Consider the following 13,526-nt stretch of genomic DNA (forward strand, 5'->3'; position numbering starts at 1 on the left):
AAGTCTGATTTTAGGAGCTGGAACGCTCCCGCGTAACCCGCAAAGCTACCTCAATGACAGATGGCCGTCCAGCCGAGCGGGGCTGGCACTTTGCCACAACTCAAGGCATGCTAGCCGCCCTTCGGGCGTCCGGCTTATAGTGCACGTCGCGCCAGTCCAGCCAAACCGCAGGATTTAAGTTTGTCCAACGTTCCTCCGTCCCTGACCACCAGCGCACCGACAACGGCGCCCGGCGCGACCCTGCCCGGAACACTCAAAGGCGCGCTGGCGATGCTCGTGCTGTTGCTGCTCGCCCTGCTGTTCTGGCAGCTGCTGGATCAACTGCGCGAAACCCAGAAAACCCAGCGTCAATACACCATCGATTACACCGCTGACCTGGCCGCACAGGTCAGTCTGAATATGGCGCTCAACGCGCAGATCGCTCTGAATCTGCTACCGATCGTCGAACAACCGCAAAGCACCGACGAACAGCAGGAGCTGCTGCGCAAGCTGCAGAAATCCTTGCCCGACCTGATCAGCCTGACCTTGCTCAGCCCGTCCGGAACCATCCTCACTGACAGCGCGCCCAATAGCGAAGACGCCGATTACCTGAGCGAACTGGTACGCCGCAGCAGTGCCCAGCCCCACTACTTCAGTAATGCCATCGACGGCTCGGTGGTGCATCTGCTGTTGCACCAGGCCAGCGGTAGTACTCGTGGCTACTGGGCCTTGCGCTTCAAACCGACGTTTTTTTCATCCCTGACCAAACTGAACGAAGCATATGGCCGTCCGCAGTGGCTGGTGGAAAACCGCTTCAATCACCAGATCATCAGCCGCGATGAAGCGCTGCCTTTGATCAATCCGGGAATGCTGACCCAGGACGATCTGGCCAACAGCGTGCTGACCGTGCCGCTGAGCAGCAGCGACTGGCAAATGCGCGGCCTGTTCGATCGGCAGCGTGTGCTCGAAGAACTGCTGCCGGCGTTCATCGGCAAATGCCTGCTCGGCCTGGCCTTCTCCATGTTGCCTTTTATCGCCCTGCTCAACATGCGCCGTCGTCAGCGCCTGTTGCATGAAGGCCGGCGACGTTATCAGGAGATTTTCGAAGGCACCGGCGTGGCGTTGTGTGTGCTCGACATGTCCGGCCTCAATTCCCTGTTCGACAGGGCCCAATTGCAGAGCAACGAGCAGCTGCAAGCCTGGCTGGCAGTCCCGGAGCAACGCCAGCAATTGCTGCAGGAGCTGCGCATTACCGAGGTCAACCAGGTCGCCCTGCAACTGCTCAACGTCACCACGCCCGATCAAGCCTGGAAATTGCTGGTCGACGATAATCCACTTGAGGGCAGTGCCATCGGCAATCAGGTGCTCCAGGCGGTCCTGAACCAGCAGAAACAGCTGGAACTGGAAATCAAACTCCAGGACGCCGGTGGTCGTGACCAGCACCTGTGGCTGGTGCTGCGCCTGCCGGAAAATCCCGAGGACCATAACGCGGTGATCCTGAGCATCACCGATATCACCAGCCGCAAGCTCGTCGAGCTGTCGCTGCTGGAGCGCGAAGGGTTCTGGTCCGACGTGGTGCGTACCGTGCCCGATCACCTGTACGTGCAGGAAGTGATCAGCCAGCGGATGATCTTCAGCAACCACCACCTGGGGCAGACGCTGGGCTATAACCGCGCCGAGCTGCAACAGATGGGCGAGTACTTCTGGGAAGTCCTCCTGCACCCCGACGACGCCGACTTCTACCGCCGCTCGCGTCAGACCCAAAGGCAGGCCGGCTACCGCCAGCTGATGCAGTGTCAGTTGCGCTTCCGTCACCGCAACGGCCAATGGCGGCGCTTTGAGATACGCGAGCAGGCTCTGGCGCGGGACAAGCACGACCAGGTCACGCGGATCATCGGCGTCGCCAAGGACATCACCGACCAGCTCGAAGCCAGCGAGTCCCTTCGCGACAGCGAACAGCGTTACCGGATGCTCGCCGAAAGCATCAGCGACGTGATTTTCTCCACCGACAGCCGCCTGGTACTCAACTATGTCAGCCCGTCGGTGCACGCCGTGCTGGGCTATGACGTCGAGTGGATTTTCCAGAACGGCTGGCAATCGACCATCGCCAACCCGCAGCAACTGGCCGGCATCTTCAATCTCATGGACCGGGTCAGCAAAGCACTGGATAAACCCGATCAACTGGCACTGTTGCGCAGCCAGGTACAAACCCAATTATTCCTCTTCGACTGCCTGCGGGCCGACGGGCGCAAGATTCCCATCGAGTTGCGGTTAGTGCTGGTCTGGGACGAGCATGGCGCTTTCGAAGGCGTGCTCGGGGTGGGGCGCGACATCAGCCAGCAACGCCGCGCCGAGAAAGACCTGCGCATGGCGGCCACGGTTTTCGAACACTCGACCTCGGCGATCCTGATCACCGACCCGGCCGGCTACATCGTCCAGGCCAACGAGGCATTCAGCCGCGTCAGCGGTTATGCCGTGGAGCAAGTACTCGACCAGTTGCCCAACATGCTGACCGTCGACGAACAACAGGAAGCCCATCTGCGTTACGTCCTCAAACAACTGAGCCAGCACAGCACCTGGGAAGGTGAAGTCTGGCTCAAGCGCCGCAATGGTGAGCACTATCCGGCCTGGGTCGGCATCACGGCGGTGCTTGATGATGAAGGCGACCTGGCCAGTTACGTATGCTTCTTCACCGACATCAGCGAGCGCAAGGCCAGCGAACAGCGGATTCACCGCCTCGCCTATTACGACGCCCTGACACACCTGCCCAACCGCACACTATTCCAGGATCGCCTGCACACCGCGTTGCAAGCGGCGGAACGGCAAAAGTCCTGGGTGGTGCTGATGTTCCTCGACCTTGACCGCTTCAAGCCGATCAATGACTCCTTGGGCCACGCCGCCGGCGATCGCATGCTCAAGGAAATGGCCACGCGCCTGCTGGGTTGCGTCGACGATGACGACACCGTGGCGCGGATGGGCGGCGACGAGTTCACCTTGCTCCTGCAACCGCGGGCCAATCGTCAGATCGCCTTGAACCGGGCGATTCATGTGGCCGAACAGATTCTCGCCAGCCTGGTGAAACCCTTCGTGCTCGAAGGTCGCGAGTTCTTCGTCACCGCCAGTATCGGCATCGCCCTCAGCCCGCAGGACGGTAATGAACTCAGCCAGTTGATGAAGAACGCCGATACCGCGATGTACCACGCCAAGGAACGTGGCAAGAACAACTTCCAGTTCTACCAGGCGGACATGAACGCCAGTGCCCTGGAGCGTCTGGAGCTGGAAAGCGATTTGCGCCACGCCCTGGAGCAGAACGAATTCGTGCTGTATTACCAGCCGCAATTCAGCGGCGACGGCAAGCGCCTGACCGGAGCCGAAGCGCTGCTGCGCTGGCGTCACCCGCGACGCGGCCTGGTACCGCCGGGGGACTTCATTCCGGTGCTCGAAGAGCTCGGCCTGGTGGTGGATGTCGGCGACTGGGTAATCAGCGAGGCTTGCCGTCAGTTGAAGAACTGGCACCTGGCCAAGGTGCGTGTGCCGAAGGTCTCGGTGAACATTTCCGCCCGGCAGTTCTCCGATGGTCAGCTCGGCACGCGGATCGCCACCATTCTCAAGGAAACCGGCCTGCCGCCGGCGTGCCTGGAGCTGGAGCTGACCGAGAGTATCCTGATGCGCGAAGTCAGCGAGGCCATGCAGATCCTCGACGGCCTGAAAAACCTCGGGCTGAGCATTGCGGTCGACGACTTCGGCACAGGTTACTCATCGCTCAACTACCTCAAGCAATTCCCGATTGATGTGCTGAAAATCGACCGCACCTTCGTCGACGGCCTGCCGTCGGGTGAACAAGATGCACAGATCGCCCGGGCAATCATCGCCATGGCTCACAGCCTCAACCTGGCGGTGATCGCCGAAGGCGTGGAAACCCACGAGCAGCTGGATTTCCTGAGGGAGCACGGTTGCGATGAGGTCCAGGGCTACCTGTTCGGCCACCCGATGCCGGCCAACAAGTTTGAACTGCAGTTCAGCAATGATGCGCTGTACATGTTTGACTGAAGTCTTTCGGTGCTGCTGATGCCCTGTCGCGAGCAGGCTCGCTCTCACCATGGATTTTCGGTGTTCGCGCACAACTGAAGACCTTGTGGGAGCGAGCCTGCTCGCGAAGAGGCCGGCAGATTCACCGCTGATCCCGTCATGAAGCCCACTTGTCTGCGACATGATGTCGTTTCATATGCCATCTAAAACCCGTTGGGTTAGAATGCCCCCCTTTTCCGCCCCCGATCCTTGAGGACCGCCATGTTCAGCCGTGATTTGACTATTGCCAAGTACGACGCCGATCTCTTTGCCGCCATGGAGCAAGAAGCTCAGCGCCAGGAAGAGCACATTGAGCTGATCGCTTCGGAAAACTACACCAGCCCTGCGGTGATGGAAGCTCAAGGCTCGGTACTGACCAACAAGTACGCCGAAGGCTACCCGGGCAAGCGCTACTACGGTGGTTGCGAGTACGTCGACGTGGTCGAGCAACTGGCCATCGACCGTGCAAAAGAGCTGTTCGGCGCCGATTACGCCAACGTCCAGCCACACGCTGGCTCCCAGGCCAACGCCGCTGTTTACCTGGCCCTGCTGTCGGCTGGCGACACCATCCTGGGCATGAGCCTGGCCCACGGTGGTCACCTGACCCACGGTGCCAGCGTTTCGTCCTCCGGCAAGCTGTACAACGCCATCCAGTACGGCATCGACGCCAACGGCCTGATCGACTACGACGAAGTCGAGCGCCTGGCGGTTGAGCACAAGCCGAAAATGATCGTGGCCGGTTTCTCTGCCTACTCGCAGGTTCTGGACTTCCCGCGTTTCCGTGCCATCGCCGACAAGGTGGGCGCCTACCTGTTCGTCGACATGGCCCACGTGGCCGGTCTGGTCGCCGCTGGCGTCTACCCGAACCCGGTTCCATTCGCTGACGTCGTGACCACCACCACCCACAAGACCCTGCGCGGTCCACGTGGCGGCCTGATCCTGGCTCGCGCCAACGCCGACATCGAGAAAAAGCTGAACTCCGCCGTGTTCCCTGGCGCCCAGGGTGGTCCGCTGGAGCACGTGATCGCTGCCAAGGCGATCTGCTTCAAGGAAGCGCTGCAGCCTGAGTTCAAGGCTTACCAGCAACAAGTGGTGAAAAACGCCAAGGCCATGGCCGGCGTGTTCATCGAGCGCGGTTTTGACGTCGTATCCGGCGGTACTGAAAACCACCTGTTCCTGCTGTCGCTGATCAAGCAGGAAATCTCCGGTAAAGACGCCGACGCCGCTCTGGGCAAGGCATTCATCACCGTGAACAAAAACTCCGTGCCGAACGACCCACGCTCCCCGTTCGTGACCTCCGGCCTGCGCTTCGGTACTCCGGCCGTGACCACTCGCGGCTTCAAGGAAGCAGAGTGCAAGGAACTGGCTGGCTGGATCTGCGACATCCTGGCTGATCTGAACAACGAAGCGGTGATCGACGCCGTTCGTGAGAAAGTCAAAGCCATCTGCAAGAAGCTGCCGGTATACGGTGCTTGATAAGCCCCGCTAGACCGCAGTAAAAGAACCGGCCAGAGATGGCCGGTTTTTTATTGCCAGAATAAATACAAGCAACGCATTTAATGAAACACCCCCAAGCAACTCAGACCGCCTGTTTCAATATCCCCCCATTTAAATCCTTGCAACACACGCAATTCCAAAAACCAATAAAAACTACTTAACCTGAAACCCGCCTCATCCAACAAACTTAATGAACGGGTTACATCATGAATAGCAATACCGAAAAATCTTTCATCGCCACATTGAGAATGTTTGACCATAAAGTAAACCTACTCGAAGAACTCCATGGCAAACCGGCCATGGCCACCATCAGACACTTCAGCGGCGGCTTCTTTACCGGCAAGCCGCAGACCCAGAATCACTCCAGCCGGCTTGGCATATGCCCCAACGAGAAGATCGGTGAGGTGAAGCCATTGACGCTGCACTTCCGGCATACGGCCGATGGCTACATACTCTCAATAAAAAATACAGGCGAATATTACAATCACATCATCTGTGAAAAGTCGCTGGATACTTTTGGAGCCATTGACCCTGACGCTGATGAGCCGACAGTCTTTACCCTCCTCAACCAACAAGGCAACCCTGTTACATTGGACAATTTGCGACACACTCACTCAGCCGTTTCACTCAAGATAAAAAACAAACACTACTGGGGTGGACTCAAACTAAATGGCTCGCCCTATGTTTATCTTGGCAAAACCGAAGAGCGTTCAAAGATAACTTTCATCCTAAGCATTATTCAAAGAAACGTAGCTCACACCTCGCCCTGAAACACCCTTCAATGTTTGAAAAGAGCGCCTCTGGAGCACCATCGACTGATGGGATTCGGAGGCTGACACGCGATGCCACCTCGACCGCCCCCTGAAAAATCGGCAGCCATTGCCGATTTTTTCTGCCAACCGCTCAAAACCAGAGCATTGCACCCAACTGGTAAGACCGGTAAAGCCAATTACTCAATTTTTACTTGCGACCATCCGCATTTGGTGCCTAGACTGGCCCTGCACTGGACATACCGGTAAGACCACAATAATTAAGTGCTGACGTCGATCGGCTTTTGCGGACGACGGCCAGGACACCGACCAGGATTCCTCCCATGCTCAGATGGTGCTCGCGTTCAATCTTCCTCCAAGTGGTTCTCGGACTGGTGCTCGGCATCGTCTGCGGGCTGGCCCTCCCTGAATACTCCGCTCAGCTCAAGCCCCTCGGTGACGGGTTTATCAAGCTGATCAAAATGCTCATCGGCCTGATCGTGTTTTGCGTGGTGGTCAGCGGCATCAGCGGTGCCGGCGACCTGAAGAAGGTCGGGCGCATCGGCCTCAAATCGGTGATCTACTTTGAAGTGCTGACCACCATCGCCCTGGTGATTGGCCTGGTGTTCGCTTTCAGCACCGGGATCGGCAGCGGTGCGAACATTCATCTGGATCAGCTTTCCGCTGCCGACATGGGTGACATCGCCCAGCGCGGCCAGCACATGCACACCACCACGCAGTTTTTGATGGACCTGATTCCGACCTCGGTGATCGGCGCCTTTGCGGACAACAACATTCTGCAAGTCCTGCTGTTTTCGGTACTGTTCGGCAGCGCGTTGAATCTGGTGGGCGAGGCGGCGTCGGGCATTTCGCGGCTGATCAATGAACTCAGCCATGTGATCTTTCGCATCATGGGCATGATCGTGCGCCTGGCGCCGATTGGCGTGTTCGGCGCCATCGCCTTTACCACCAGCAAATATGGCCTCGATTCGCTGCAGCACCTGGGCAGCCTGGTCGGCTTGTTTTACCTGACCTGCACGGCCTTCGTGGCGTTGATCCTGGGCCTGGTGATGCGCTTGTCCGGCCTGAGAATGTGGCCGCTGCTCAAATATCTGCGCGAGGAACTGCTGATCGTCATGGGCACTGCTTCGTCCGACGCCGTGCTCCCGCAAATCATGCGCAAGCTTGAGCACCTGGGGATTGGCAGTTCGACGGTCGGGCTGGTGATACCTACCGGCTATTCATTCAACCTCGACGGTTTCTCGATCTACCTGACCCTGGCCATCGTGTTCATCGCCAACGCCACCGGCACACCGCTGGCCATGACCGACCTGCTGACCATTCTGCTGGTGTCGCTGATCACGTCCAAAGGCGCGCATGGCATCCCAGGTTCGGCACTGGTCATTCTGGCGGCCACCCTGACGGCAATCCCGGCCATACCGGTAGTGGGCCTGGTGCTGGTGCTGGCCGTGGACTGGTTCATGGGCATCGGCCGGGCGCTGACCAACCTGATCGGCAACTGCGTGGCAACCGTGGCCATTGCCCGCTGGGAAAAAGACATCGATGTGCAACGGGCGAACAAGGTACTTTCCGGCCAGGTGGGTTATACCTTCCAGCCGCGAAAACCGGCCGCTTCGGCGCATCAGCAGGAATTCTGAATCAACGCTGTGCCGGTCCACCGGGCCGGTACGCCCCTACTACTTTCGATGCTCATGGAGCGAACAGTGATTACCTCGTCGACCGTTGTAAATTCAGTCGTGGAAAAACTTCGGGCCGCGCTGGCCCGGGGTCAGTGGCGTTGCGGCGAAATGCTGCCGGGACAACGTGAACTGGCCGAACAACTGGGCATCAGTCGCCCGAGCCTGCGTGAGGCGGTCATCGTCCTGGAAACCCTCGGTCTGGTGCGTTCCATGCCGGGCAAAGGCGTGGTGGTGCTGGAGACCAATCTCAGCGACAGCCAAAGCCACGACAGCGCCGTCGCTACGGCAAGCCTGGAAGACGTGCTGCAACTGCGCTACACCCTTGAGCCGTTCATCGTCGGCCTGGTGGCGCAATCGATCAGCAGCAAGGAAGTCGGGCAATTGCGCCTGACCCTGATGGACATGCGCGAAGCCCTGGAAGCCAACGATAGCGAGGCCGGGGTCAACGCCTACATCGCGTTCCACGAAGAGCTCTTCACGCTGACATCCAACCCGATCTTCCAGAGCGTGGTGCAGCAGACCAGCAACGCCCTCAAGCAAAGCGCCGAAGTGCTGCGCAACTCCCCGGAACATCTGGCTGAACGCCTCGAAGAGAACGAAGCCGTGGTGCGCGCGATCCGCAGCAAGAACAGCGCCCAGGCCAGCGCCGAGATGCGTCGGCACATTATTCGTGAAGGCCAGCGGATGGGCATCGAATTGAACATCCCGGAAGACAACTTCGGCAGTTGAAACCGCTTCGAACTGGAGACAGGCCATGAACAGCTTCGCTTCACCGCAAACACTCGTCGCCCTGCCCTTCCCTGGAACAAATGTCGGGAAGCCCTCAGCACAGGATCTTTATTCACGGATCTTCGACGCCATTCTCGAACAGCGCCTCCTGCCTGGCAGTCGCTTTACCGAGGACAGCCTGGGCCAGATGTTCGACGTTCGACGCAGTGAAGTTCGTAACGTGCTGACGCGGCTGTCTCATCAGCAAATCATCATCCTGCGCGCCAACCATCGCCCCCGTGTCGCCGCGCCCGATGCCGAGCAGACTCGGCAAACCCTGCACGCACGGCGCCTGACCGAGCTGACGCTGGTCAGACTGGCCTGTCAGCGACCGCTGCCAGAACAGCTGAAACGTCTGCACGCGCTGGTCGATAGCGAGCGCCAATGCACCGCGCGCGGCCCGGCGATTCGCTTGTCCGGGGAGTTTCATTTGCAGTTGGCTGAAATGGCGGGCAATGCGCCACTGGCGCATTTTCTCGGCAGTCTGGTGCCGCTCACTTCACTGGCGATTGCGCAGTTTGATACGCCGTTGGAGGGTTATTGCGTCTGGCAGGTCCATCAAGGGATTCTGCAAGCGGTCGAACTGGGGGACACCCGGAAAGCCGAGCGTTTGCTGAGCCAGCACCTGGATCATCTGGAGGCGGTGTTGCTCAATGCACAACCGATCTCCCGCCAGAATCGGGTTGCCGGTTAGATCGCCATCGCGAGCACGCGCGCTCCCACATTTGAAATGGCGGGAGCGAGGCCGGCTCGCGATAGCGACATCAGCCTCACCGAACATGGCAGCCCTTACTGCACCGCCACCCGCGCAAACCCCTCACGGATTTTCTCTTCCGGCAAATCATCGGCAATGAATACGATCACGCTCTCGCGCAATTCGTCCTCGGCCCATTCAGTGTCCCAGTCGAAGCCGTAAAGCTTGAGCACGCCCTGAAACACCATGCGTCGCGGTTCGCCAAGGATGTTCAACACGCCTTTGTAGCGCAGCAATTGCTTGCCGTGGTCTTCCAGCAGTTCGTTCATGAACTCGCTGAGCTTGTCGATATCCAGCGGTTTGTCGGTGCGCAGCACCAGGCTGGAAATGCGGTCGATGGACGGCGCCTTGGTCACGGGCCGCAAACTCACGCCACCCCCGAGGTCGGCATTGAGATTGAAACCGCGCACATCAAGCAGCTCGGCAAGGTCGATCTTGCCGTGATCAACCACACGAATCGGAGCGCGACGATTGATCCGGGTCAGGCGCTCGCTCAACGCGTTGAATGTCGGCTCGTCCACCAGGTCACGCTTGCTCACCAGCAGTCGATCGGCGAAACCGATCTGCGCCTGGGCAATGGTCTGGGTCAGGTGCAGCTCGGCATGCGCCGCGTCGACCAGGGTGATGATGCCGTCAAGGATGTAACGCTCGCGCAGTTCTTCGTCGATGAAGAAGGTTTGCGCCACCGGAGCCGGATCGGCCAGTCCGGTGCATTCGATCACCAGACGATCGAAAGCGATATCACCGCTGTCCAGGCGTTCAAGCAGCAGATACAACGCTTTGGTCAGGTCAGTATGGATCGTGCAGCAGACGCAGCCGTTGGACAGCGTCATGACTTGCACCGGCTCGTCGCCCAACAGTTGGGTATCGATACCGGCATCGCTGAATTCATTTTCGATCACGGCGATTTTCAGGCCGTGTTCGGCTTTGAGCAGATGGCGCAGCAATGTGGTCTTGCCGGCGCCGAGGAAGCCACTAAGGATCGTGACGGGGATGGGAGAGGACAAAATTGATCTCCTGTTTCACAAAACTGATAAACAACACAAAACAAAAGTGGGAGCGAGCTTGCCCGCGATAGCGGCTTAACATTCAACATCACTGTTGATTGACAGTCCGCCATCGCGAGCAAGCTCGCTCCCACAGGATTTGCCGTTAACCCGCCATCCGGATCAACAGCACTTCGGCCCACCCTTACCACCGTAACGGGCTTCCTGGCGTTCGCGGAAGAACGCCTCGTAGCTCATCACCGGTTTGTCCGGGTGTTTGGTTTGCATATGCTCGACGTAGTTGTCGTAGTCGGGCATGCCGACCATCAGGCGCGCGGCCTGACCGAGGTATTTACCGAGGCGACTCAGGTCATTGAACATGCTGCAATCCTCGATCAAGCATCCGGCAGCGCCTGGAATGGCGATTCTTTATCCGTGCGTTCTTTTTTACCCCAGGCAGCGATGCCGACCTTGAGCGCGTAGAACAGGATACTGAACACCACAAAAAGGAACAGCGCGGTCAGTGTGGCGTTGGTATAGGCGTTGAAAACCACATGCTGCATCTGCGTGATGTCCTTGGCCGGGGCGAGAATCTGACCATTGGCCAGCGCATCGCTGTATTTTTTCGCCAGCGACAGGAAGCCGATCGCCGGGTTGGCGTCGAACAGCTTGATGAAACCAGCCGTGGTGGTGCAGATCAGCAGCCATGCCGCCGGCAACAAGGTCACCCAAATGTAGCGCTGGCGTTTCATCTTGATCAGCACGACGGTGCCAAGCATCAGCGCGATACCGGCCAGCATCTGGTTGGAGATGCCGAACAGCGGCCACAAGGTGTTGATACCACCCAATGGATCAATCACGCCCTGGTACAACAGCCAGCCCCACATCGCCACGCAACCGGCGGTCGCGATCAGGTTGGCGGTCCAGGAGTCCGTGCGGCGCAGCGCCGGCACGAAGGAACCCAGCAGATCCTGCAGCATGAACCGCCCGGCACGGGTACCGGCGTCGACGGCTGTCAGGATGAACAAGGCTTCGAACAGGATCGCGAAGTGGTACCAGAACGCCATGGTGTTTTCACCCGGCAGCACGCTGTGCAGGATTTGCGCGATGCCGACCGCCAGGGTCGGCGCACCACCGGCACGGGCCAGGATGGTGGTCTCACCGATGTCCTTGGCCACTGCTTGCAGGGCGTCCGGCGTGATGGCAAAGCCCCAGCTGCTGACGGTTTGCGCAACGGCCACGACCTCACCACCGACCACGGCGGTCGGGCTGTTCATGGCGAAATACACGCCTGGCTCGATCACCGAGGCGGCGACCATGGCCATGATGGCGACGAAAGACTCCATCAGCATGCCGCCGTAACCGATGTAGCGGGCATTGGTTTCGTTATCCAGCAACTTCGGCGTGGTGCCCGAAGCGATCAACGCGTGGAAACCGGACACCGCGCCACAGGCGATGGTGATGAACAGGAACGGGAACAGACCGCCCTTCCACACCGGCCCGGTGCCGTCGATGAACTGGGTCACTGCCGGCATTTTCAGCTCGGGCATGGTGATCAGGATGCCAATCGCCAGGGCGACGATGGTGCCGATCTTGAGGAAGGTCGACAGGTAATCCCGTGGCGCCAGAATCAGCCACACCGGCAGCACCGCTGCGACGAAACCGTAACCGATCAGCATCCAGGTGATCTGGATACCGGTGAAGGAAAACGCCTTGGCCCACACCGGATCGGCGGCAATCTGCCCGCCCAGCCAGATCGAACCCAGCAGCAGGACCACGCCAATCACCGAGATTTCACCGATGCGGCCCGGGCGGATGTAACGCATGTAGATGCCCATGAACATCGCGATCGGGATGGTCGCCATCACCGTGAAAATACCCCATGGACTTTCGGCCAGGGCCTTGACCACGATCAGCGCCAGCACCGCGAGGATGATGATCATGATCAGGAAGCAGCCGAACAGTGCGATGGTCCCGGGAATGCGGCCCATTTCTTCACGGACCATGTCGCCCAGGGAACGGCCGTTGCGGCGGGTGGACATGAACAGGACCATGAAGTCCTGCACGGCGCCAGCCAGCACCACGCCGGCGATCAGCCACAGCGTTCCGGGCAGGTAGCCCATCTGCGCCGCCAGCACCGGACCGACCAGCGGACCTGCGCCGGCAATGGCCGCGAAGTGGTGACCGAAAAGGATGTGTTTATTGGTGGGGACGTAATCCAGACCGTCGTTGTTGAGCACGGCGGGAGTGGCCCGTCGCGCATCGAGTTGCATGACGTTGTTAGCGATAAACAGACTGTAGTAGCGATACGCAACCAGATAAATGGCCACGGCAGCGACCACAATCCACAAGGCGTTGATCGCCTCCCCTCGGCGCAATGCCACGACACCCAGGGCGCACGCACCTATGATTGCCAGCACCAGCCAGGGTAGATGGCGTAGCGGGCTATTATTATTTTTCATTTTATTATTCCGGCCAGAGTGGACAAGAAAGACAGCCACCCCGAGTTTAGACCTCCTGACGGCAAAGGTCATACCCCGACATTGGTCTAGCCGCCCCTCTCGCTGGCAGCCTTGCGTACGGCGGGTCTATAGTCAGCGAACCTAACGAGGATTGCGCAATGAGCAACCACCCTGCCGACCGCCGCCGCTTCAAACGTATTGCGTTCGATGCCCGAACCGAGCTCCGTCAGGGTGAATGCACCTGGCCGGTAAAGCTGATCGACCTGTCACTCAAGGGCTTGCTGATCGAACGGCCCACCCCGTGGCTGGGCAATCCGCAGCAGGACTTTTTCGTTGATATTCATCTGTCCGAAGACACTGACATTGCCATGGATGTCGAGTTGACCCACGAAGACAAAGGCCAGCTCGGCTTTGTCTGCCGGCATATCAGCCTGGAATCCATTGAGCGCCTGCGGCGGGTGATCGAGCTCAACCTGGCTGACGAAGCCGAACTTGAACGAGAGCTGGGTGCCCTGATCGAAATCTGACGAACCGGCACCATCCCGAAGCTTGCTCCACAGGGA

General features: G+C 59.2%; 9 protein-coding genes and 1 pseudogene. 7 read left to right on the top strand and 3 right to left on the bottom strand.

Annotated features, from left to right (window positions below):
- Positions 1 to 270 precede the first annotated feature (270 nt).
- The 6 genes and pseudogenes from ACGJAX_RS02225 (at position 271) to ACGJAX_RS02250 (ending at position 9,455) form a co-directional block, all read left to right on the top strand.
- Entirely contained in the window at positions 271 to 4,029 is a 3,759-nt protein-coding gene (locus ACGJAX_RS02225; protein ID WP_390959792.1) for an EAL domain-containing protein, read from the top strand.
- Between the two features lie 240 nt (positions 4,030 to 4,269).
- Positions 4,270 to 5,523, top strand: coding sequence for a serine hydroxymethyltransferase (gene glyA / locus ACGJAX_RS02230; protein ID WP_090325318.1), 1,254 nt, complete (start codon positions 4,270 to 4,272; stop codon positions 5,521 to 5,523).
- 227 nt (positions 5,524 to 5,750) lie between these two features.
- A complete protein-coding gene (locus ACGJAX_RS02235) occupies positions 5,751 to 6,314 on the top strand; it encodes a hypothetical protein (RefSeq protein WP_390957312.1) in 564 nt (187 codons plus the stop codon).
- Positions 6,315 to 6,637: 323 nt separating this feature from the next.
- Positions 6,638 to 7,898, top strand: a pseudogene (locus tag ACGJAX_RS02240) (C4-dicarboxylate transporter DctA); the annotation flags it as partial.
- Between the two features lie 119 nt (positions 7,899 to 8,017).
- The gene (locus ACGJAX_RS02245) at positions 8,018 to 8,722 is read left to right on the top strand and encodes an FCD domain-containing protein (protein WP_390957313.1); all 705 of its coding nucleotides are present in this window, start codon (positions 8,018 to 8,020) and stop codon (positions 8,720 to 8,722) included.
- Between the two features lie 25 nt (positions 8,723 to 8,747).
- Positions 8,748 to 9,455 carry an FCD domain-containing protein gene (locus ACGJAX_RS02250; protein WP_390957314.1) on the top strand — a complete coding sequence of 236 codons (708 nt, stop codon included), beginning with the start codon at positions 8,748 to 8,750 and terminating at the stop codon, positions 9,453 to 9,455.
- 95 nt (positions 9,456 to 9,550) lie between these two features.
- On the opposite strand, the gene yjiA is transcribed toward ACGJAX_RS02250, so the two are convergent.
- The 3 genes from yjiA to ACGJAX_RS02265 all read right to left on the bottom strand — a co-directional run bounded on the left by yjiA (position 9,551) and on the right by ACGJAX_RS02265 (position 12,963).
- Positions 9,551 to 10,522 carry a GTPase gene (yjiA, locus tag ACGJAX_RS02255; protein WP_248915579.1) on the bottom strand — a complete coding sequence of 324 codons (972 nt, stop codon included), beginning with the start codon at positions 10,520 to 10,522 and terminating at the stop codon, positions 9,551 to 9,553.
- A gap of 162 nt (positions 10,523 to 10,684) precedes the next feature.
- Positions 10,685 to 10,882, bottom strand: a complete 198-nt coding sequence (locus tag ACGJAX_RS02260; protein WP_007937254.1) for a YbdD/YjiX family protein — start codon at positions 10,880 to 10,882, stop codon at positions 10,685 to 10,687.
- Between the two features lie 14 nt (positions 10,883 to 10,896).
- Positions 10,897 to 12,963 (bottom strand): carbon starvation CstA family protein, encoded by a 2,067-nt coding sequence (locus ACGJAX_RS02265; RefSeq protein ID WP_390957315.1) that lies wholly within the window; start codon positions 12,961 to 12,963, stop codon positions 10,897 to 10,899.
- Between the two features lie 158 nt (positions 12,964 to 13,121).
- Here ACGJAX_RS02265 and ACGJAX_RS02270 point away from each other — a divergent pair, with 158 nt between their 5' ends.
- On the top strand, positions 13,122 to 13,490 hold the full coding sequence (locus ACGJAX_RS02270) for a PilZ domain-containing protein (RefSeq protein ID WP_090325330.1): 369 nt from the start codon (positions 13,122 to 13,124) through the stop codon (positions 13,488 to 13,490).
- Positions 13,491 to 13,526 lie beyond the last annotated feature (36 nt).

The sequence above is a fragment of the Pseudomonas moorei genome, assembly GCF_042846945.1.
GTDB classification, from domain to species: domain Bacteria; phylum Pseudomonadota; class Gammaproteobacteria; order Pseudomonadales; family Pseudomonadaceae; genus Aquipseudomonas; species Aquipseudomonas moorei.

What these genes read in the sequence shown, in the direction of transcription:
- ACGJAX_RS02225 (WP_390959792.1), top strand. Translation starts at nt 271, where the DNA reads ATGCTCGTGCTGTTGCTGCTCGCCCTGCTGTTCTGGCAGCTGCTGGAT.
- glyA (WP_090325318.1), top strand. Translation starts at nt 4,270, where the DNA reads ATGTTCAGCCGTGATTTGACTATTGCCAAGTACGACGCCGATCTCTTT.
- ACGJAX_RS02235 (WP_390957312.1), top strand. Translation starts at nt 5,751, where the DNA reads ATGAATAGCAATACCGAAAAATCTTTCATCGCCACATTGAGAATGTTT.
- ACGJAX_RS02250 (WP_390957314.1), top strand. Translation starts at nt 8,748, where the DNA reads ATGAACAGCTTCGCTTCACCGCAAACACTCGTCGCCCTGCCCTTCCCT.
- ACGJAX_RS02260 (WP_007937254.1), bottom strand. Translation starts at nt 10,882, where the DNA reads ATGTTCAATGACCTGAGTCGCCTCGGTAAATACCTCGGTCAGGCCGCG.
- ACGJAX_RS02265 (WP_390957315.1), bottom strand. Translation starts at nt 12,963, where the DNA reads ATGAAAAATAATAATAGCCCGCTACGCCATCTACCCTGGCTGGTGCTG.
- ACGJAX_RS02270 (WP_090325330.1), top strand. Translation starts at nt 13,122, where the DNA reads ATGAGCAACCACCCTGCCGACCGCCGCCGCTTCAAACGTATTGCGTTC.